Consider the following 19,327-nt stretch of genomic DNA (forward strand, 5'->3'; position numbering starts at 1 on the left):
GCTCCGTATTCCAGGCTAAAACTACCCGCCCGCCGGAACTTTTATCACCACTTTTTTCACCCGCGCCGGGCTATCGCCCAAAATAACGCCGGGGCGGTGCGCGTCGCTCGGGTAAAACACCGCGAAGTTTCCGGGAACCACAGAGATGGACGTGTAAATTCCGGGCGGCTCGAAGAACATCACGTCCCGCGAGGGGTCATACTTTTGCGATATGGACAGGGTGTTTGTGAAGGCGCAATCCATCCGCTCCAGGCCGGTTACAACAAGCTGGATGTCTATATTATCCCGGTGCGCCTCGAACCGTTTGGAGTTGGCCGGGGCGGTGGGGTATGTTTCCACGATGGCGCGCATGCCGCCGCCAATGTCGTGCTTGCCTTCGGGGAGCAGGATTAAATCCGCGGACAGCAAGAACAGGAATCCGCCGCGCAGGCGCTCGTCCGGCATTGGCGAGCCTTTTTCGACGCGGTCCAGCTGGCCGAATATCATTGTGTTTGTATCAACGCCGGTCTATCACGTTTTCCGGCGTGTCCAGCCTGTCATGTTTTACGGCCCTGCCCCGGGCTTTTTCCACGGGGTATTTCATCGCGTTTTTTACGATCTTTTCCCGGGCGGCCTGTTTAACGTCCACCCCCAGCTTGTCCGCCAGGTTGACAAGATATATGAAAGTGTCGCCGATCTCGTCTTTCACCTCGGCCAGCTTGTTGGGGGGCAGTTTTGCGCTTTCCTCCTCGGTGAGCCACTGGAAATGCTCCAGTATTTCGGCGGCCTCCACCGCCAGCGCCATGGCCAGGTTTTTCGGGGAGTGGAACTTGCCCCATTCCCTTTCGCTGGCGAATTTCCGTAATTGCGCCTGGATGTCTTTCATGCTCCCCTTATTTCCCAAAGAACCTGAAGAACAGGTTTAACAATAAAGATACGGCCACGCTAACCAGTATCATGGTGGCTACGGGGAAGTGAAACGTGAAATTTTCCCGCTCCACCACTATGTCCCCGGGCAGTCTGCCCAGCCCCAGTTTCTGGATCAAGGGCCATGATATACCCAAAACCAGGATTGCCAGCCCAAGAAAAATAAGGAGCCGAGACATGTTCTAAAACCCGGAGCGAAGTTATAATTACAGACAATATTACTGGATTCCATTATCGCATGGCCATAAGCGGGTTGTGGAGGCAGGCGCTGGCGCCGGTGTGGCGGCTGTTCCCGCCACGGTGCGTGTCCTGCGGGGGCCAGGAGTTATCCACTCTATGCCCGGAACTGTGCGACGCATGTTTGCGGGACATAGAGTACCCGCCGCATAACATTTGCTCCACCTGCGCCAAACCGCTGGAGTTCGAGTACGAGCTGGAGACGCTGGAAACGTACCAGTGCGGAGAATGTCTGGAAAACCCGCCCAAGTATGAAAAACTGCGGTTCGGGCTTATGTATGGCGGCCCGGCGCGGGAGATGATCCACGCGTTCAAGTTTTCCGCCCGGCCATATTTGTGGAAGAGCCTGGCGAAGCTGGGCGAAGAGCGGCTGGCGCCGTTTTTCGTCGAGACCCCAGGCGCCGTGGTGGTTCCCGTGCCGTTACACCCGTGGAAACTTTTCAAACGCGGCTATAACCCGGCCTATCTGCTGGCCCGTCATTACGCCGATATGGCCGGGCTTGCCATGGCCGACGGCGCCTTAAAACGGGTCAGGAACACCCGGCACCAATATGGGTTGACGATAAAGGAGCGGGCGGAGAATGTTAGAGGCGTTTTCATCTTGAGAGACGCCCGCAAGTTGAAAGGGCGCACGGTGATATTGTTCGACGACATCCACACCACCGGCGCCACCGTGAACGAATGCGTGAAAGCGATACTGAAAGCCAAACCCGAAAGCGTAAGGGTGGCCACGTTACTGTGGGCGAGGTGAGGGGATTGTTGTCAACAATTAACCAGGAAAATCTTGGCTGAGGATTTTCTGGATTCTCTCTTGAAGAGCAGGCGTTTCGTCTTTGGCGGCATTCCAAACAATTTCCCAGTCAACCGAAAAATATGCGTGAATTGCGTAGTTTCGAAATCCGATAATGTCACCCCATTCAATGTCAGGATGACGAGTCTTAAGCTCCGAGGATATCCTGGACGCAGCCTCACCGATCAAGGTCAGTTTTTGCATCACGGCGCTCCGTTGCATCTCGTTGGCCATGAAATCCTGATAAGTCGCATGCCCAAGGAATGACCGGATCGAAATAGCCGCTTCGACAATATCCGCAAGATAAAGCTTGTCAGGCCGCATAGAGAGTTGTGGCGGATTCTATCACTTCTTCACGGATCACAGGATTAAGCCCTTTTTTTGAAACCAGATCAACCTTACGGCCAAATACTTCCGCCAGTTCGCGTTGCATCCGTGTAAATTTCATGATGCCGGTTTTGGCGCCGGGCTCGAACTCTACGAGAATATCAATATCGCTTCTGTCATTTAAATCGCCACGCGCGGCGGAGCCGAAGAGGGACAATTCCCGCACACTATATTTCCTGCAAAATTCAGCAAGAAATTCTTTTGACGGCTCTAGCTTATTTGGTTCCATGATTACCGCTTATTATATATCGGTTTGTTGATGGGTAAAAATTTTGGAAGGATTTTGGTAAAACGTTACCACCTTTATTCTCTGTCTCGTTTAATCTGATAAACTTCCCTTGAACAAATCAACTGGTGTGACCGCGATGCTCGAATTCCGTTTAAAAGTTTTCCACGTGGTGGCGCGGAGGCTTTCGTTCTCCAAGGCCGCCAGGGACCTGGGGTTAACCCAGCCCGCCGTGACCCATCAGGTGAAACAGCTGGAAGACCAATACGGCGTGTCACTCTTCGACCGGTTCACAAACCGGATAGAGCTTACCCCCGCCGGGGCAATGCTGGTGGAGCGGCTGGAAAAACTTATGGACGCCGCCGAACAGGTGGAAGAGGAAATCCGGGCGTTTCAGGACCAGCGGGTTGGGGTTCTCAAAATCGGCGCGTCTTCCACCATCGGCGCGTATCTTCTGCCCCCGGCGCTGGCGGCCATGAAAAAACGCAATCCCGGGGTGGACCTCAAAGTATCCGTCGGCAATTCCGACGAGATAGTGGCATGGCTTTCCGACCATATATTAGACATCGGCATAGTGGAAGGCCCCGTTAACGCCGGAAAACTTATCCGCGCCCCATACGCCGACGACGAGCTGGTGGTGGCCGTAAGCCCCAATCACCCGGCGGCGAAGAAAGGGAAGATATCCGTGGCCGCCCTGGCGCGGGAGCCGTTCATCATCAGGGAAGAGGGTTCCGGCACCAGAAGTTTTATAGACGGGCTGGTGAAGAACGACGTTATAAACATCCCCAACGAAAACATTGTGCTGGAGCTGGGCTCCACCACCGCCATAAAAAACGCCGTGCGGGAAGGGATGGGTGTTTCTATCGTTTCATTAAAGGCGCTGGAGAACGAGGTGGCTTTGGGAGTTCTGGCGGCGCTGAGGGTGGAAGGGCGGCCCATGGTGCGCAAGCTGCAGTTCCTTGTGCGCGAGGGGCGCACCCGCTCGAGTCTAATCAGCGAGTTCATGGACATTTGTCGGGAAAAAACCGCTTAACCTTCCCGTCCGCCCGGAAATTTTTTCAGCCCCTACCCACAAATTGTCATCGCCCCAAAGCTCGCGCTAATTTTTTGACACCAGCCTGCCGATATAGATAGTTGTAAAACAACGCATTGTGTTTTTTTGTAAGGCTAAGGTAAAAATGGCGCCAGCTTTGCTTTGTAATGGGGCAAAGGAGAATTGACGTTATGACAGCAACCACGAAACGGCAAGCGGGAATGTTAGTCGGGATACTGAACATCTTTTATGATGAAGCCTTAAGGATATCCGGCAGTGAAGACGAGGCGAGGCTAATAACCCAGGAAGCCATGAGAGGGTTCATGAACCAATACACCGCTTCCCGGGAGGAACGGTTATCTGATAGCCTGTCCAACCCCCTGGCCCTGGGTTTTAATTAATAGCCAACCCTCCTTTGGATTGAGTTGCGCCCTTTGGCCGTGGGGGTTACACCTCAAACCAAACCGGCCTTAAAGCTTCATTTGCCCGAAAGGGCCTCCAGAATAGTCCTTCCGAAATCCCTGGCCGCCGAAGGCCCATTGGCGGTGACGATTTTCCCGGCCCGGACCACCGGTTTGTCCACAAAATGCACTTTGTTATCCGTGTATGCTTTCATGGTCTCGTCGGATTTCCACACCGTGGCGTCCACCCCCGTCAAAAGCCCGGCGTTGGCCAGCACCCCGCCGGATACGCAAATTGCCGCCACCACCTTCCCCGCGCCATGATGACGGCGGAGGATGTCGTGTAGCCGTTTGTTGTTGTAAAGGTATTGGTGCGATCCGCCGCCACCCACCACCACAACCGCGTCGAAGTTTTCCCCGGCCACGTCGTCCAGGGTTTTGGAGACGTTCTCTTTATAGCCAAGCTTGCCGTTGGCCACGCCCGTGCGCGTTGAGGCCACAGTAACCTGGGCCCCGGCCCCGTTAAAAACCTCGCGCGGATGGTTCAGCTCTTCATCCCGGAACTGTTCGGGAGCGATTACCATTAGGATTTTAGCGCCTGTTGAAGCCATAACGACCTCCTTAGCCTATTTTCCCTTGATTTTGATTTCCCCCGCAACGGCCGCGGCGGTTTTTGAAAACTCCCCAGCGGGATATTTTTCCATAAGCCGCGTGAAAATGGCGGCCGCTTCCCGGAAATTCTGTTCGCGGTAATAACATTCCCCTAGCATATACATGGCCTCTTCCGCATCTTTGGCGCCGGGATTTTGTTCGATAAATTCCTTCAACCTGCCGATTGCCGCCTGGTTTTTTTCCAGCCGGTAATAAAGGCGGGCCACCTCCATCCGGGAATCCACGATCAGGACATCCATTTCCCCTTTCATTTTCCGGGCCAGCGGCGCCAGCTGGTGGTTGGGGTATTTTGCCAGGAACCTGTTCAGGGCCTCGGTGGCTTTTACAGTGTTGCTCTGATCCCGGTCAGCGGTGTGTGTGTCGCTGTAGTAGCCCATAGCGTAGTAGAAATAGGCCCTGGGGGTGGCCGTGTCCAGCGGGTAAAGTTCCAGGAACCTTTCGTAATAAAGCACCGCCTCGAAATACTGCTTGTCCTTGTAGAGGGCGTCGGCCAGACCCAGCAGGGCCTGTTTTCTATAAGGAGAGTCCGGGTTTTCCTCCACAGAGCGGCGGTAATTGTCCGCCGCTTCGGAGAACCTTTCCCGGGCATACATGTTGTTGGCCTTGTTTATGGTTATAGCTTCTGGCTGGGCCAGCTGTTGGGCGCTGGAACATGAAGCCAGGGCCGACAGTAGCAATAAAGCCGCCAGCTTTTTGGCCGGGTGTTTTTTCATCGTTACCTTGCGAGAATTCCGGTTGTCAGATTGCCTTTATTCTAGCCTTTTATTTCCTGTTTGCCCCACATTTTTCGCCGCGCCGGGTCTGGCCGTATGTCCATGCCGCAAGGTACAGCTAGCGCCCTGATTCAGGACACTTTTTGCCCACAAGCAGGCTGGCCAGGAATCAGTCGGCCTTTAAACCTTTGATTGGGTTGCGCCGCAGGTTTAGGCATGTGCATTGCTACATTTTCCCTCAAGTGGTGTGTGGGCCTTTATCCGGCTGTCAATTATGCAGGAGGGTGTTAAATGGAAAAGCTGAAGTCCCCAGCGAAACCTTTTGACGATGAAGAGTGGAACGGCAAATTGTCCCTTCTTTTTGTCTTGACCCCCGTGGCGGTGGCGTTCGGGATAAAGTCCGCTATTCTCCTGTTAATCTCTTATTACTTGTGACAGGCGGGACGGATTCATAAAGTTGCCGGGATTTCCTGGCGCTTGGATGTAATATGGTGGTGAAAGAGGGCATTGCCACAGGAGCAAAGTTATGAACACCGCGGAAAAGCTGATTCCGTTGAAAAACGCCACCGTGCTGGCTAACATCCCCTTCACCATAGACGAAACCCGGGTTTTGCGTGAGATGAAAGTGCCCCACGCGAAAACGGTGGCTGAGATAGAGGAAAAACCGCTGGCCGCCGCCATAAAACGGTCCATCGAAAAAGCCTATACCCTTATAGAAGGAAAAGGCGTTTTCAGGACTTATGCGTTGTCCGGTGTCGGCAAAGACATGGTGGCCGGGCCGGAAACCGGCGATCTTTTCCAAGGGCTCCACATGGTAAAACTTTTGGCGGGGTGCGACTACGCCACCCTCATGGCGGCCACCATCGGCCCCAGGCTGGAGGCGGAAGTGGAACGCCTGCAGAAAGCCGGGGAGCTAACCGGCGCGTTCATTTTAGAGATGATCGGCGGCTGGATGGGTGACTATATGGCCGAGCGGGTGGACGACAGGATCGCCCGGGAAATCGAACGGGCGGGCTATGGGCGCACCATGCGGTTTTCCCCAGGCTATGGGGACTGGAGCCTGAACCACCAGCCGGACGTGCTCCGGTTATCGGAGGCGGCCCGGATAGGCATAATGGTTACCGAGTACAACATAATGATCCCACGCAAATCGGTGAGCGCCGTTATCGGATGGAAAAGAGGCTGATGGCGCGGATTCTTGGCAAGGGGGTGTTAGTGGCCCTTTGCGCCCTGTCATTGGGCGGAGTGTGCCACGCGGGGCAAAAACCGGCCAGCCACGATGAATATAATCCGTTGCTGGAGCCCGCCACAGCCACCATGGCATGTTTCAAAGCTTCCGGAAGTGACGATGCCGGGCCGGATTGGCGTCATCTTGCCGAAAGCGCGGCTCCGGAACAAAAACCCGGAAACCGGGAGCCGGGTTTCGTTTTTTCATATCCCGTGAATTTGGATTCTGCGGATGAAGACATCCTGAGCGATAAAGCCTATGACGCCATAACAGTGCGGGTGGTAAACATGAGCCTGCAACGGGCCGGAGCCATGCTTGGCTGGCTGGATCCCGGCCAGGACAATCCCCGGGCGCACGAGGCCGAGGTTTGGCTGGGGCTGACCATAAGGGTGGGCGGGTCATAGCGGTAACGGCGATCTTTGTATGTGACGCTTTAAATTAAGAACCCCGTGAAGCTGTAAGCCTCACGGGGTTTTCTATTGGCGATAACGGTTAGTTGACGTACAACGTCAGCGTAACGGTGTTGTTGTGGCAAGAGTTGCACGACCCGTTGGAGCCCTGGCTCGCCATATTCAGGGCGTTGCCCTGGATGGCCGCCGTATAGGTGGCTCCTCTGGTCCCGCTGAGGGTATAGAAATTCCCGCTCTGGTCTGTGGTGACGGCTATCCTGTTCCCGCCGGTTTCTGTAATTACCACTATCGCGCCGCCGATGGTGGTGGCGCTACCCGCCCCGTTGTACACAGTTCCCGCGTAAACAAAGCGTTTGTCGGCCTCCATTCCCGATGAGCCGTGGCAGGATGAGGATGAGCAGTCCTGCCCCGCCCGGTGGGATGTGCCGCCAGCGCCGCTTTCGCTATCGGAGCTACCGTCGTTTGGGGAAAAATCGCCATCTGACTCCCCGCCTGAATCGGACGAGCCGTTGTCATCGGAGCCATCTGAACTGGATGAAGAGCCACCCCCGCCGCACCCTGTCAGGACTAAAGCCGGGGCGAAAACCATAGCCAACGCAAATAAAACCCTTAACGACCATTCACGCATGACAATAAAACCTCCAACTTCAAAATTTGTGTTTGCCAGATCAAACTCCGGGAATTCACCGGGCCGGCGTAAATCGCCTTTTCTGGCGCATTAACTGAATAAGAATATGTAAACCATGCTGACCGGGCCGGACAGGATGATCAAAGCTGAAATCATGACAGGAATGTCATCCCGTTCGAACATTGCCGGATCCTTCAATGCGGATTATTTAAAATGGCATCCATGGTTTCAAATCAATTGTTAACCCGGCCATTTGCCGGTCACCTTGGCCACCGAACAGGGAGCCGCCGCCGTTTCCGCCGTCAAGGTGAGCGAGTAAACAGAACCATCTATGGTAAAAGAGCATTCCCCGGTGGCCCCATCGGCGATGGACACCCCGGAAGTGGACAAAGCGCCGTTTAGCAACGCGCAGGTGGTGATGGCCGGAGGCGGGGCTGTTTTAGTTTGCACAGCCGCGTAATTGACGGCGCACGCCGAAGCGGCGGCGCCCAGCACACCGTCGGCCGTGGCGGAACGCGCCTCGGCCTGCAGGTCTATATATTTGGGTATGGCCACGGCGCTTAAAATGCCCAGGATGATTATCACCGTAATAAGCTCTATCAGGGTGAAGCCTGCGTTGTTTTTCATGGTCGAGTTTGTCGCCGAGCCGGTTGAACAAATGAAAAACGCCCGCCGTAAAGAGCCTGGGCGGGAACAGGTGGATTATAACCTTTGCCGCTGAAAATGATAAGAACTCTTTATTCCGCTCAAACAAAAATGGCGGCCCCGGACGGAGCCGCCATTCAATGTTGAATGCCGGGGGAAACCTACCGCTTTCCTTTACTGGCGGGTTTTTTGGCCGCAGGCTTTTTAACCGCTTTGGGAGCGGCTTTTTTCGGCGCTACGGCTTGCTTGGCGGCGGCCTTTTTAGGCGCCGCTTTCCTGGCCGGGACTTTCTTCACCTGGGGAGCCGGGGCTTTTTTGGCCGCGGCGTCTTTCAGCGCCGCCTGGGCCGCCGCCAATCTGGCTATCGGCACCCGGTACGGGGAGCAGGAGACATAATCGAACCCTGTCCGGTGGCAGAACTCCACCGATGAAGGCTCACCGCCATGCTCGCCGCATATGCCAACTTTCAGGCCCGGCTTGGTGGCGCGTCCCTTGGTTACGCCGATGCGGATCATCTCGCCTACGCCCTCCTGGTCTATGGCCACGAACGGGTCCTCCGGCAATATCCCGGCCACCACATAGTGGGGCAGGAACCGGCCAGAGTCGTCCCGGGAGAGACCGAAGGTTGTCTGGGTAAGGTCGTTTGTTCCGAAAGAGAAGAAATCCGCGTAGGCGGCTATCTGGTCCGCTGTCACGGCGGCGCGGGGAAGCTCTATCATGGTGCCGATGGTGTACTTTAGCTTCACCCCCGTCTCCTTCATCACCCGGGCCGCAACCTTCTCCACCCGCTCCCGCAAGATGGAAAGCTCCTTGAAGTGCCCCACCAGCGGTATCATTATCTCCGGAGCCACCTTCTGGCCCCGTTTGGACAGATGGCAGGCCGCCTCGAAAATGGCCCGGGCCTGCATGTCGTAAATCTCGGGGAAGGTTATGCCCAGCCGGCATCCGCGATGTCCCAGCATGGGGTTGAACTCGTGGAGCATGCCGGCCCGGTGTTTCAAATCCACCACGGAGACGTTCAGGTCCTTGGCCAGGGCGGCGAAATCGTTGTCGTCCTTGGGCAGGAACTCGTGTAGAGGCGGGTCCAGCAGGCGGATGGTTACGGGCAATCCTTCCATCGCCTCGAAAATCCCCACAAAATCGCTCTTCTGCATGGGCAGAAGCTTGTTAAGGGCCTTCTGGCGCTCTTGGACGTCTGTGGCCAGGATCATCTCCCGCACGGCCACTATCCGGTCCCCCTCAAAGAACATGTGCTCGGTGCGGCAAAGGCCGATGCCTTCGGCGCCGAAATCCCTGGCGACGCGCGCGTCGTGCGGAGTATCGGCATTGGTGCGCACGTTCAGTTTGCGCGTGTTGTCGGCCCAAGCCATAAGTGTGCGGTACTCGTTGGAAAGCTGTGGTTTCACCAGCGGCGCCTTGCCAAGGATAACCCGGCCCGTGGAGCCGTCCAGCGTCACCCAGTCCCCCCGGTTCACCGCCACGTTGCCCACGGTGAAAAGCCCCGCCTCTTCCGATATTTTTATGGCCTCAACCCCTGCCACGCAACACTTGCCCATGCCCCGGGCCACCACCGCCGCGTGGGAGGTCATGCCGCCGGTGGCGGTGAGGATGCCCTGGGCGGCGTTCATGCCGCCGATGTCCTCGGGGCTGGTTTCCTGCCGCACCAGCACCACCTTCTCCCCCTTGCCGGCCATTTCGATGGCCTCCTCGGCGTTGAACACCACCCGGCCCACGCCCGCCCCCGGCGAGGCCGGAAGCCCCTTGGCCAGCACTTCCACCTTCGCCTTGGGGTCTATGGTCTCGTGCAACAGCTGGTCCAGCTGTTCGGGGTGGACACGGTTGATCGCTTCATTTTTGGTTATCAGTTTCTCGTTCACCATCTCCACGGCGATGCGCACCGCCGCTTCCGCCGTGCGTTTGCCCACCCTGGCCTGGAGCATGTAAAGGATCCCGTTCTCCACGGTGAACTCTATGTCGAGCATGTCCCGGTAGTGTTTTTCCAGTTTCTTGTATATCCGGTCCAGCTCCGCCTTGGCGCTGGGGACCCGGTCCCCCAACTGCTCCACCGAAAGGGGCGTGCGGATACCCGCCACCACGTCTTCCCCCTGGGCGTTGAAAAGGAACTCGCCGAAGAACCGGCGCTCCCCGGTGGAAGGGTCACGGGTGAAGGCCACTCCGGTGCCGGAGTTCTCTCCCATATTGCCGAACACCATCGCCTGCACGTTTACCGCCGTGCCCCATGATTCGGGGATGTTGTATAACCTGCGGTATTCCTGGGCGCGCTTGTTGTTCCAGGAACTGAACACGGCGTTGATGGACATGTTCAACTGTTCCACCGGGTCTTGCGGGAAAGGCCTGCCACGCTCTTTTTGCACAAGCTCCTTGTAGTCGGCCACGAGTTTCTTTAACGAGTCCACCCCCAGGTCGGTGTCCCCTATGGCGCCCACCTCTTCTTTTCTCTTGTCCAAAAGCCGCTCGAACTTGATCCGGTCGATGTTGAGCACCACGTCGCCGAACATGGTGATAAACCGCCGGTATGAGTCCCACGCGAACCGGTCGGCCCCGTTTTTCTCGATGAGCCCGGTGATGGTTGTGTCGTTGAGGCCCAGGTTCAACACCGTGTCCATCATGCCAGGCATGGAGGCCCGGGCGCCGGAACGCACCGACACCAGCAGGGGGTTCTTCGGGTCGCCGAACTTTTTGCCCATCACCTTTTCAAGCCGGGCAAGGTTCTTTTTCATTTCGGCGTCCAGCCCGGCTGGCCACTTGTTGCCGTTGGTGAAATAGCTTACGCAGGCCTCGGTGGAAATGGTGAACCCTGCGGGCACGGGGACGGACAGGTTGCACATCTCCGCCAGGTTGGCCCCTTTGCCACCCAGCAGGTTTTTCATGCTGGCGGCTCCCTCGGCGCCGCCGGTCCCGAAGAAATAGATATATTTTTTATTAGCAGGCATCGGCTTTCTCCTCAGTAAAACTGGCCTTTTTCCTTTAATAACGTTCACACCCCGCCGCGCCAACGGCGCCGGCGCCGCCCCCTATGGCGAGACTATCTTCGAAAAATCCACTATCTCCCCGAAAAGGCCCGATACCCCGCAAAGAAGGTTCAGCCTGTTCCGGCGGACATCTTCGTTCTCGGCCATCACCAGCACGTCGTCAAAAAAAGTGTCCACCACGCCCCGCAGGGCCGCTATGCGCTCCAGTGCCGGCAGATAGTCACGCTGTCCGGTAAAAGGGGCTATTTCGGACTGGGCCGCTCCGGTTTCCGCCAGCAGACGCCCCTCCACCTCTTTTTCGAACAGCTTTTCATTCACGGGGCCTATGGCATGGCCTTTTGTAATGTTGGCCACCCGTTTGAAAGTGATGGCCAGCGGCTCGAAAAAGTCCCTCTTCTTTAGCTCGGCCATGGCATAGGCTTTCATGTTGGCCCCCGACAGGTCGTCAAACCCGGCCGCCAGCACGGCGTCGGCCACGTCATAAGGGATGCCTCCGGAAACCCAGAGGTTCTTGAGCCGCCCGGAGAAAAATTCCATGACCTTCGGGATTACCTCTTCCGGCGCCGATTCCAGCTTGCCGCCGTAATTGCGCGCCGCCTCAAAGGTAAGCTCTTTTAGCGACACCGGCGTCTGCAACCGGTGGAAAAGGATCTGGATGACGCCCAGCGCGCTCCGCCGCAGGGCGAAAGGGTCCTGCGCGCCGGTGGGTATGAGCCCCACGCCGAAACAACCGGCCAGGGTGTCCATCTTGTCGGCCACCGCCACCACGGCCCCGGCCTGGGTGGCCGGTAATGTGTCTGCCATGCCTTTGGGCAGGTAATGCTCGTAAATGGCCGCGCAAACCTCGGCGCTCTCCCCGGAATGAAGGGCGTACTCGCGCCCCATAACCCCCTGGAGCTCCGGGAATTCATAAACCATCTGGGTGGCCAGGTCGAACTTGCACAGCTCCGCCGCCCGCTCCGCCACGGATTTGGCCGAAGGGCAGACCCGCTCGGCCAGCCATGCCGACAGGGCCCGGACCCGCGCGACCTTCTCGGACATCACTCCAAGTTTTTTCTGGTAAGTCACATGGGCCAGCTTGCCGTTGAAATAGTCCGGGGTTTTCTTGCGGTCTTCGTCGAGGAAGAACTTGGCGTCGGCCAGCCTGGCCCTCAACACCCGCCGGTAACCGGCGGTTACCACCGAGTCGTCGGGCGTATGGGTGTTGGAGACGCCTATGAATCCGTTCGTAAGTTTTCCGTCAAGGCCCCGCGCGGCGAACATTTTTTGATGGGCTTTCATGGAGGCTATGAGAAGCTCTTCGGGCAGGGCCAGAAACTCGTGGTCGAACTGCCCCCACAACGGCACGGGCCATTCGGTCAGGAACGTCACCACTCCCAAAAGCTCATCGTCCCCCACAAGCTGGGCGCCATGTAACGCCGCCTGGGCGGTGGCGTTGGCCACGATGGCCTCCCGCCGCTCATCGCTGTCGGCCAGGACGTGGTTTTCTTTCAGTTTTCGCAGGTAATCTTCCCGGCCGGATACCTGTATTTCCTGGTCCCCCAGGAACCTGTGCCCCCGGGTGGACGGGCCGGACCATATTCCCGCCACTTCCATGGGCACAACCTGCCCGTCGAAAAGCATGACGATCCAGCGGATGGGCCTGGCGAACCGGGCCTCCCCGGCGCCCCAGACCATGGACTTGGGGAAGGGCAGGCCCAGGGTTATTTTCGGCAGGGCCGAGGCCAGCGACCCGGCCACCTTCTCGCCCCCCTCTTCCACCTCCACGTATATGTATTCACCCTTGCCGGTGTTCTCCACGCGGATGGATTCAGGCTCCACCCCCTTGGACTTGGCGAAACCGTAACCCGCCTTGGTCAGCGAACCGCCCGAGTCGAACGCCGCTTTCGCCGGAGGCCCATACTGTTTTACCAGCCGTTGCGGCCGACGGTCCGGAATGTCTTTGATGGATATGGCAAGCCTTCTGGGAGTGGCGTAGGTCTGCGCATCGCCATATGGTATGCCAAGCCCCTCCAGATGGGCCAATACAGCTGTTTTTAAAGCTTCTACCGCCGGGCGGACATAACCTGCCGGAAGCTCTTCAACTCCGATCTCGTAAAGAAATTCGCTCATGAAAGCGTTGTTATCAATCCAAAATTTAAAAGGCGCAAGAAACCACCGGGGCCGGACGAAGGGCGATTGCTTTAGAGCAGGGTTTATGCGCCTGCCCGGCTTGCGGGAAATTATACCAGACAGTCCGCGAACAATGATTTTAATTCAGTATGTTTTGAGGCTGGAAATGCCTGTTCATAAGGAAAATAAACCACGCTTTTTTTCCTGTTGAATAAAGCCGGGCCCAGGAAAAATATTTCTATATCCACAACCGTAAAGGGAAAAATAAATTTTCGGTAGTGTCTCAGTTTGAAATTACAGGGGAGATTCTTCACTTACGCTCAGAATGACAATATAAAAGCCGTCGATAACATTGTCATCCTGAGCGAAGCGCAAGCGAAGTGAAGGATCTGTCTATTATTTGAGATTCAAACTGGGACACCACCTAATTTTCAATTATCTTGCTTGCCTAAAATCTGATTTATCGTGCTTTGAAGGGGATCATGTTTTTCTTGTCACAACTAAGGCAGAGAAACAACGCTTAGAGAATTTGCTAAATTTGTTGGAACTGGCAAATTTTCGCGTGGAGCAAAACCGTAACATTTTGTTATCAGTAAGTTAATTTAGGTATTAATAAATTATGGGAAGCTTAATTACTAGTATTACACGCCCAGATGATTCGCAAGATAATCCAGATCGTGGGCAAACTGGAACTAGACCTGCGCCCACAATTAATATTACTGAATATGCAGGCGATACTTCTGCAGTAGATGCGGCGCAAGTAGTTGCTGATGCTACAACAGATGCGGCCCAAGCGCAGGCTGACCTTGACACTCAGCTAGCCCAACTACAAATTGATTCAAATATGTCAATAGCTATGGCGCAACTAAGCTTTAGCATTGCATCTATGCTTTCACAAATGAGCTATAATTTAGTATCGAAATTAAAACGAAAATGGATTATATTAGTTGTGTTGGATTTATGAAGGAGGCTTGGATTAATTGAAGATGTGATGAAAACCCATATGGGGAAAAGCTGTGGAAAGACTGTTTAGAAAAATTTGTTGACGTACAACATATGGTGGCCTAGTATGTAGCTGGACACTACAGGATGTAGAAACATGAGGCGAATGTCGCGCCACATGGTTCTGGCTTGAAGATGTCCGCATCAGGGGGAGCAAAGTACGGGGGCTTTGGTGACAGACTTTTTCCAATAGCTCCAAACAGGTTGTAAGATGTTTACTTATATATACATAGTAATCAGCAAAATGATGTCATGAGGGAGGGGCTTATTATGTCCATGAGCGGTTCTACCGGTTCCATCGAGCTGACCGACGTTAAGAAAACGGGGTTGGATTATTTGAGAGAATCCGGCGGGGAGCCGCCTGTGCCCGAAGACTATATTTCCGAAAACGCCATCCGCGTGCTGGAGCGGCGGTATCTTAAAAAAGACGAGAACGGCGAGTTGGTGGAGACCCCGGCCCAGATGCTCCGCCGGGTGGCCAAGAACATAGCCCAGGCCGAGGCCCGCTATGGCTCGGTGGAAGACGTGTCATTGGCGGAGGATGGGTTTTACGGCCTCATGGCCCGGCTGGAGTTTCTGCCCAACTCCCCCACCCTCATGAACGCGGGCCGGGAACTGCAACAGTTATCCGCATGTTTCGTGCTACCGGTGGAGGACTCCATGGAGTCCATATTCGACGCGGTGCGGGACACGGCGCTCATCCACAAATCCGGCGGCGGCACGGGTTTCTCATTTTCCCGCCTGCGCCCCAAGGGTAGCCGGGTAAAGACCACTTCCGGGGTTTCTTCCGGCCCGGTCTCTTTTATGAAAGTGTTCGACGCGGCCACCGAGTCCGTCAAACAGGGCGGCACCCGGCGCGGCGCCAACATGGGCATTTTGAGGGTGGACCATCCGGACATCCTGGAGTTTATAGACTGCAAGAGCGACAACAAGGGTTTTAACAACTTTAATATTTCCGTCACCATCACAGACGCTTTCATGCGCGCCGTGGAGGAGGGGAAAGATTACGACCTTATCGCCCCCCACAACGGCCAGCCCATCGGCAAGCTCAACGCCCGGATGGTGTTCGACAAGATAGTGAAATCCGCCTGGCTCAATGGCGACCCGGGGATTATTTTCATCGACCGGATAAACCGCGCCAACCCCACGCCCCAGGTGGGGGAGATGGAGTCCACCAACCCTTGCGGCGAACAGCCACTGCTTCCTTACGAGTCCTGCAACCTGGGCTCCATAAACCTGGCCCGCATGCTTAACGCGGACAACGAGCTGGATCTGGAGAAGCTGAGAAGGGTCACCCATGTGGCGGTGCGGTTCCTGGACAACGTCATAGACATGAACCAGTACCCGCTCGACAAGATAGATAAAATGACCAAGGCCAACCGCAAGATAGGCCTGGGCGTTATGGGGTGGGCGGACATGCTTATAAAAATGGGGGTCCCCTACAATTCCGAGCGGGCCGTGCAACTGGCCGACGAGGTTATGCGCATCTTGAACGCGGAGTCCAAGGCGGCCTCGGCGGAACTGGCGGCGCGGCGCGGGGCGTTCCCGAATTTTATGGGTTCCGCCTACGACAAGCCCGGCGCGCCCAAACTGCGCAACGCCACCACCACCACCATCGCCCCCACCGGCACCATCAGCATCATCGCCGGGGTTTCTTCCGGGATAGAGCCGTTGTTCGCCCTGTCGTTCATCCGCACGGTGATGGACAAGGACAAGCTGGTGGAGGTGAACCCCATATTCGAGGAAGCGGCCCACAAGCGCGGTTTTTACAGCAAGGAGCTTATGGAGAAGGTGGCCTACCACGGCCATATAGAGGACATGGAGGAGATGCCCGAGGATGTCCGCAAGGTGTTCGTGACGGCCCACGGCATCACGCCGGAATGGCATGTGCGGATGCAGGCGTCGTTCCAGCGTCACACCGACAACGCCGTTTCGAAAACCGTCAACTTCGGCAACTCCGCCACGGTGGACGACGTGAGCAAGGTCTATATGCTGGCCTACCATTTGGGTTGCAAGGGGGTCACCATCTACCGCGACGGCTCCAGGGACGAGCAGGTGCTTTCCACCGGCGCAACCTATGACAAGGGCAAGGAGCCGGGCAAGGCCCAGGAGAAAGTCAAACTGTCCGTGCGCCCCCGGCCCAAGATCGTGCTGGGCTCCACCCAGAGGATCCACACAGGTTGCGGTAGCATGTACGTCACCTTGAACCAGGACGAAAGCGGCCGGGCGCTGGAGCTTTTCACCCAGCTGGGGAAAGCCGGCGGGTGCGCCGCCTCGCAGACCGAATCCATCGGCAGGCTGGTGTCCCTGGCTTTGCGGGCCGGGATAGACCTGGAGGAAATCCGCGCCCAGCTTTCGGGCATCTCCTGCCACCAGCCCTCGTGGGACAACAACGAGCGGATACTCTCCTGCGCCGACGCCATAGGCAAGGCCATCAATAACTGGCGGAAGATGAATGGCGCGGCGCAGAAGGCCGAAGCCCATGGCTCCGCCAGCCCGGCCAAATCCGTTCCGGCCAAGCCTGATATGGGCGACGCCCCAACGGTTGCCGTGGGCGCCTGCCCGGACTGCGGCTACCCCCTGAACTTCACCGAGGGGTGCCTGCTGTGCTCCAACCCGGATTGCGGGTATTCCAAGTGTTGAGCCTGTTGTTCATCTAAATCGTCCGGCCCTGAAGGGCCGGGCTTTTTTTGGGAGGCCCTTATGGAGATCGCGCCGCCGGTTGTATCGCAAACGTCCTGCGCTGTAAGAATCCTCCCGGACACGGTGGCCAACCAGATAGCCGCCGGAGAGGTGGTGGAGCGTCCCTCGTCGGTGGTGAAGGAGCTGGTGGAAAACTCGCTGGACGCTGGCGCGCGGCGGGTTTACGTTTCCATCCGCCATGGGGGCAAATCCTTCATCGAAGTGGTGGACGACGGTTGGGGGATGGGCCGGGACGACGCCATGATGGCCTTCGAGCGCCACGCCACATCAAAAATCCGCGACGCCGCCGACCTGCAATGCGTAACAACCCTGGGTTTCCGGGGCGAAGCCCTGCCTTCCATAGCCTCCGTGAGCCGGGTGACGCTTTCCACCGCCCGGGGGGGCGCTTCGGCGGGCTCGGAGATAGTCATCGAGGGAGGGGTTTTAAAGGAAGTCCGGGACAGCGCCCCCATAAAAGGGACCAGGATCCAGGTGAGGGACCTTTTTTTAAACGTCCCGGCGCGGCGGAAATTCCTGCGGTCGGAGCAGACCGAGTCCACAAGCGTGGAGGAAGTGGTCATCCGGCAGGCGCTGGCCCGGCCGGGGGCCGGTTTTACATTCATCCGCGATGGCAGGCCCGTGTTCGAGACGGAGCCGGGTGGCGCAGGTGAGGGCCTTTTGGGCAGGATCGCCTCGCTTTTCGGCGACGGGATGGAAGAGCGGCTGATGCCGGTGCGCCGGGAGGCTTTCGGCATGAGGGTGTCCGGGTTTGTCTCCCGGCCCGGCTATTACAAATCCTCCGGCGAGGCGCAGTATGTGTACATCAACGGCAGGTTCGTCCGGGACCGGCTGGTGAACCTGGCGGTGAACGAGGGGTTCCACTCGCTGGCCCCGAAAGGTTTGAGGCCCATGGCCTTCCTGTTCCTGGACATGCCCGGAGGGATGGTGGATGTGAACGTCCACCCGGCCAAGCTGGAAGCCCGGTTCGTGGACGGCAGGGCGGTGGTAAGCCTGGTGAAAGGGGCCATACTGGAGGCCCTTATGGCCGGGAACAGGGGAGGAGAGGCTCCGGCTCCGGCCGCCGCCGCTCCATCAGCCGCCAATGGGCCCGCTCACGGCTGGGCGCCACATTTTAACAGCCCTCCGCCCATGGTTCACCGGCCCGCTTTCGCCGAACCCGTGGCGGCGATGGAAGCCCCGGTGGAACGGGGGTTGACCCCCCAAACGCCAGACTCAAGAGATGTGGCCGCCGCGTTAAAAATGTTTACAGGCGGCGCGCCCCGGGAGTTTTCCGTGGTGGGGCAGGTGTTCAAAACTTTCATCCTGGTGGAGGAGGCCGGGGGGCAACTTCTTCTGCTGGATCAGCATACAGCCCACGAGCGCATCCTGCACGAGCGGCTCACCAGGAAATACCGGGAAGGGCGGATAGAGTCCCAGGACCTTCTTTTTCCCGCGGAGGTCCGTTTTTCCAGGAGCGACGCCCGGATAGCCGCTGAAAGCCGCGAGATCTTCGATAGGCTCGGGTTTGTTTTGGAGGAATTCGGCGGGGACACTTTCGCCATCCGTTCCGCCCCCTCAATCCTTATGGGCAAAGACCTGTCTGCGGTGGCGGTGGGCGTTGTAAGCTCTATCGCCGTGGGGCGGGAAGGCGGTTTGGACCGGGTGGCCGAAGAAGCCATAAACATCATGGCCTGCCGGGGCGCCGTGAAAGCCGGGCAGAGGCTTGATCCGAGGGAAATGGAAGCCCTGGTGGCCCAGCTGAAAGATTGCGCCCTGCCTTACACCTGCCCCCACGGGCGGCCCGTGGCGCTATCCATCACCCAGGAAGACCTGTTGAAGCTGTTCCTGCGCAAATAGCGCGGTGAGCTTCTAGTTTTCCCCGGGCTTTGCCCTACCGGTGCGCTCGAGCACTTCGCGGATGGTGGACTTGAGCTGGTCGAGGTTGAACGACTTCACCACGTAAGCCTCCGAGGCCCACACCTTGAAGTCTTTCTTGTAATCGGCGTAGGCGGTGCAAAGGACCACGGGGGTTTCCTTGTCCTTTTCCCGGAATTTGCGCAGGTATTCCAGCCCGTCCATGCCTGGCATCTTGATGTCCAGCGTTATCAGGTCTGGTTTGAAACCGGGGATTTTCCTGTCCGCGTCCATGGCGTCCCGGGCGGTTTCCACTTCATACCCGGCCTCGGCCAGTTCCTCGCGGTACAGCAGGCGTATGTTCTCTTCGTCGTCCACGACGAGTATCTTAATCTTGTTCAATTTTCA

The 19,327-nt window shown here is 57.1% G+C and carries 21 protein-coding genes; 9 read left to right on the forward strand and 12 right to left on the reverse strand.

Translation table 11 applies throughout. The annotated features are described in order from the left end of the window. Positions 1 to 21: 21 nt before the first annotated feature. From HY751_10975 to HY751_10985, 3 genes are read right to left on the reverse strand one after another with little or no spacing between them, the layout of a single operon-like run. A complete protein-coding gene (locus HY751_10975; GenBank protein MBI4666915.1) occupies positions 22 to 486 on the reverse strand; it encodes a YhcH/YjgK/YiaL family protein in 465 nt (154 codons plus the stop codon). A gap of 10 nt (positions 487 to 496) precedes the next feature. Beyond that, positions 497 to 865, reverse strand: a complete 369-nt coding sequence (locus tag HY751_10980) for a nucleotide pyrophosphohydrolase (protein ID MBI4666916.1) — start codon at positions 863 to 865, stop codon at positions 497 to 499. Between the two features lie 7 nt (positions 866 to 872). Then, a complete protein-coding gene (locus HY751_10985; GenBank protein ID MBI4666917.1) occupies positions 873 to 1,085 on the reverse strand; it encodes a DUF2905 domain-containing protein in 213 nt (70 codons plus the stop codon). 59 nt (positions 1,086 to 1,144) lie between these two features. Between HY751_10985 and HY751_10990 the strand changes: the two genes are divergently transcribed. Next, complete coding sequence (locus tag HY751_10990) at positions 1,145 to 1,894, forward strand: ComF family protein (protein MBI4666918.1); 750 nt, start codon at positions 1,145 to 1,147, stop codon at positions 1,892 to 1,894. Positions 1,895 to 1,912: 18 nt separating this feature from the next. Here the strand turns inward: HY751_10990 and HY751_10995 are convergent, their stop codons facing one another. Beyond that, positions 1,913 to 2,257: a DUF86 domain-containing protein gene (locus HY751_10995; GenBank protein ID MBI4666919.1), complete on the reverse strand. Its 345-nt coding sequence runs from the start codon at positions 2,255 to 2,257 to the stop codon at positions 1,913 to 1,915. Next, on the reverse strand, positions 2,247 to 2,549 hold the full coding sequence (locus tag HY751_11000) for a nucleotidyltransferase family protein (GenBank protein ID MBI4666920.1): 303 nt from the start codon (positions 2,547 to 2,549) through the stop codon (positions 2,247 to 2,249). Before HY751_11000 ends, HY751_10995 begins: the two co-directional genes overlap by 11 nt. Before the next feature lie 136 nt (positions 2,550 to 2,685). Here HY751_11000 and HY751_11005 point away from each other — a divergent pair, with 136 nt between their 5' ends. Together HY751_11005 and HY751_11010 are read left to right on the forward strand one after the other, a co-directional pair. Continuing rightward, positions 2,686 to 3,579 (forward strand): LysR family transcriptional regulator, encoded by an 894-nt coding sequence (locus tag HY751_11005; protein MBI4666921.1) that lies wholly within the window; start codon positions 2,686 to 2,688, stop codon positions 3,577 to 3,579. 191 nt (positions 3,580 to 3,770) lie between these two features. After that, the gene (locus tag HY751_11010) at positions 3,771 to 3,980 is read left to right on the forward strand and encodes a hypothetical protein (GenBank protein MBI4666922.1); all 210 of its coding nucleotides are present in this window, start codon (positions 3,771 to 3,773) and stop codon (positions 3,978 to 3,980) included. Positions 3,981 to 4,057: 77 nt separating this feature from the next. On the opposite strand, the gene HY751_11015 is transcribed toward HY751_11010, so the two are convergent. Both HY751_11015 and bamD read right to left on the reverse strand, forming a co-directional pair. Further along, positions 4,058 to 4,591, reverse strand: coding sequence for a DJ-1/PfpI family protein (locus HY751_11015; protein ID MBI4666923.1), 534 nt, complete (start codon positions 4,589 to 4,591; stop codon positions 4,058 to 4,060). 15 nt (positions 4,592 to 4,606) lie between these two features. Continuing rightward, positions 4,607 to 5,365 carry an outer membrane protein assembly factor BamD gene (gene bamD, locus HY751_11020; protein MBI4666924.1) on the reverse strand — a complete coding sequence of 253 codons (759 nt, stop codon included), beginning with the start codon at positions 5,363 to 5,365 and terminating at the stop codon, positions 4,607 to 4,609. A gap of 291 nt (positions 5,366 to 5,656) precedes the next feature. Here bamD and HY751_11025 point away from each other — a divergent pair, with 291 nt between their 5' ends. From HY751_11025 to HY751_11035, 3 genes are all read left to right on the forward strand, one after another. Continuing rightward, positions 5,657 to 5,800 (forward strand): hypothetical protein, encoded by a 144-nt coding sequence (locus HY751_11025; protein ID MBI4666925.1) that lies wholly within the window; start codon positions 5,657 to 5,659, stop codon positions 5,798 to 5,800. A 91-nt stretch (positions 5,801 to 5,891) separates the two neighbouring features. Continuing rightward, entirely contained in the window at positions 5,892 to 6,551 is a 660-nt protein-coding gene (locus HY751_11030; GenBank protein ID MBI4666926.1) for a hypothetical protein, read from the forward strand. Beyond that, positions 6,551 to 6,997: a hypothetical protein gene (locus tag HY751_11035; protein MBI4666927.1), complete on the forward strand. Its 447-nt coding sequence runs from the start codon at positions 6,551 to 6,553 to the stop codon at positions 6,995 to 6,997. The genes HY751_11030 and HY751_11035 overlap by 1 nt, the downstream gene beginning before the upstream one ends. Before the next feature lie 88 nt (positions 6,998 to 7,085). Here HY751_11035 and HY751_11040 read toward each other — a convergent pair whose 3' ends face one another. From HY751_11040 to HY751_11055, 4 genes are all read right to left on the reverse strand, one after another. After that, the gene (locus HY751_11040) at positions 7,086 to 7,631 is read right to left on the reverse strand and encodes a hypothetical protein (protein ID MBI4666928.1); all 546 of its coding nucleotides are present in this window, start codon (positions 7,629 to 7,631) and stop codon (positions 7,086 to 7,088) included. A gap of 240 nt (positions 7,632 to 7,871) precedes the next feature. After that, a complete protein-coding gene (locus HY751_11045) occupies positions 7,872 to 8,258 on the reverse strand; it encodes a prepilin-type N-terminal cleavage/methylation domain-containing protein (protein MBI4666929.1) in 387 nt (128 codons plus the stop codon). 179 nt (positions 8,259 to 8,437) lie between these two features. Next, positions 8,438 to 11,230 (reverse strand): pyruvate, phosphate dikinase, encoded by a 2,793-nt coding sequence (locus HY751_11050; protein ID MBI4666930.1) that lies wholly within the window; start codon positions 11,228 to 11,230, stop codon positions 8,438 to 8,440. Between the two features lie 81 nt (positions 11,231 to 11,311). Beyond that, a complete protein-coding gene (locus HY751_11055; protein ID MBI4666931.1) occupies positions 11,312 to 13,381 on the reverse strand; it encodes a glycine--tRNA ligase subunit beta in 2,070 nt (689 codons plus the stop codon). A gap of 619 nt (positions 13,382 to 14,000) precedes the next feature. On the opposite strand from HY751_11055, the gene HY751_11060 reads away from it, so the two are divergent. From HY751_11060 to mutL, 3 genes are all read left to right on the forward strand, one after another. Then, positions 14,001 to 14,345, forward strand: a complete 345-nt coding sequence (locus HY751_11060) for a hypothetical protein (GenBank protein ID MBI4666932.1) — start codon at positions 14,001 to 14,003, stop codon at positions 14,343 to 14,345. A gap of 314 nt (positions 14,346 to 14,659) precedes the next feature. Next, positions 14,660 to 17,026, forward strand: a complete 2,367-nt coding sequence (locus HY751_11065; protein MBI4666933.1) for a vitamin B12-dependent ribonucleotide reductase — start codon at positions 14,660 to 14,662, stop codon at positions 17,024 to 17,026. A gap of 60 nt (positions 17,027 to 17,086) precedes the next feature. Continuing rightward, complete coding sequence (gene mutL / locus HY751_11070; GenBank protein MBI4666934.1) at positions 17,087 to 18,922, forward strand: DNA mismatch repair endonuclease MutL; 1,836 nt, start codon at positions 17,087 to 17,089, stop codon at positions 18,920 to 18,922. 12 nt (positions 18,923 to 18,934) lie between these two features. On the opposite strand, the gene HY751_11075 is transcribed toward mutL, so the two are convergent. After that, complete coding sequence (locus HY751_11075) at positions 18,935 to 19,321, reverse strand: response regulator (GenBank protein ID MBI4666935.1); 387 nt, start codon at positions 19,319 to 19,321, stop codon at positions 18,935 to 18,937. Positions 19,322 to 19,327: the final 6 nt, after the last annotated feature.

Source organism: Nitrospinota bacterium (genome assembly GCA_016208975.1).
In the GTDB taxonomy this organism is placed as follows: Bacteria; Nitrospinota_A; UBA7883; order UBA7883; family JACRLM01; genus JACQXA01.

Bases quoted from the DNA above. Each gene is read 5' to 3' on its own strand.
- HY751_10975 (MBI4666915.1), bottom strand. From the start codon at position 486: ATGATATTCGGCCAGCTGGACCGCGTCGAAAAAGGCTCGCCAATGCCG.
- HY751_11060 (MBI4666932.1), top strand. From the start codon at position 14,001: ATGGGAAGCTTAATTACTAGTATTACACGCCCAGATGATTCGCAAGAT.
- HY751_11055 (MBI4666931.1), bottom strand. From the start codon at position 13,381: ATGAGCGAATTTCTTTACGAGATCGGAGTTGAAGAGCTTCCGGCAGGT.
- HY751_10995 (MBI4666919.1), bottom strand. From the start codon at position 2,257: ATGCGGCCTGACAAGCTTTATCTTGCGGATATTGTCGAAGCGGCTATT.
- mutL (MBI4666934.1), top strand. From the start codon at position 17,087: ATGGAGATCGCGCCGCCGGTTGTATCGCAAACGTCCTGCGCTGTAAGA.
- bamD (MBI4666924.1), bottom strand. From the start codon at position 5,365: ATGAAAAAACACCCGGCCAAAAAGCTGGCGGCTTTATTGCTACTGTCG.
- HY751_11065 (MBI4666933.1), top strand. From the start codon at position 14,660: ATGAGCGGTTCTACCGGTTCCATCGAGCTGACCGACGTTAAGAAAACG.
- HY751_11030 (MBI4666926.1), top strand. From the start codon at position 5,892: ATGAACACCGCGGAAAAGCTGATTCCGTTGAAAAACGCCACCGTGCTG.
- HY751_11050 (MBI4666930.1), bottom strand. From the start codon at position 11,230: ATGCCTGCTAATAAAAAATATATCTATTTCTTCGGGACCGGCGGCGCC.
- HY751_11015 (MBI4666923.1), bottom strand. From the start codon at position 4,591: ATGGCTTCAACAGGCGCTAAAATCCTAATGGTAATCGCTCCCGAACAG.
- HY751_11025 (MBI4666925.1), top strand. From the start codon at position 5,657: ATGGAAAAGCTGAAGTCCCCAGCGAAACCTTTTGACGATGAAGAGTGG.
- HY751_11035 (MBI4666927.1), top strand. From the start codon at position 6,551: ATGGCGCGGATTCTTGGCAAGGGGGTGTTAGTGGCCCTTTGCGCCCTG.
- HY751_11000 (MBI4666920.1), bottom strand. From the start codon at position 2,549: ATGGAACCAAATAAGCTAGAGCCGTCAAAAGAATTTCTTGCTGAATTT.
- HY751_10985 (MBI4666917.1), bottom strand. From the start codon at position 1,085: ATGTCTCGGCTCCTTATTTTTCTTGGGCTGGCAATCCTGGTTTTGGGT.
- HY751_11045 (MBI4666929.1), bottom strand. From the start codon at position 8,258: ATGAAAAACAACGCAGGCTTCACCCTGATAGAGCTTATTACGGTGATA.
- HY751_10990 (MBI4666918.1), top strand. From the start codon at position 1,145: ATGGCCATAAGCGGGTTGTGGAGGCAGGCGCTGGCGCCGGTGTGGCGG.
- HY751_11040 (MBI4666928.1), bottom strand. From the start codon at position 7,631: ATGCGTGAATGGTCGTTAAGGGTTTTATTTGCGTTGGCTATGGTTTTC.
- HY751_11010 (MBI4666922.1), top strand. From the start codon at position 3,771: ATGACAGCAACCACGAAACGGCAAGCGGGAATGTTAGTCGGGATACTG.
- HY751_11005 (MBI4666921.1), top strand. From the start codon at position 2,686: ATGCTCGAATTCCGTTTAAAAGTTTTCCACGTGGTGGCGCGGAGGCTT.
- HY751_10980 (MBI4666916.1), bottom strand. From the start codon at position 865: ATGAAAGACATCCAGGCGCAATTACGGAAATTCGCCAGCGAAAGGGAA.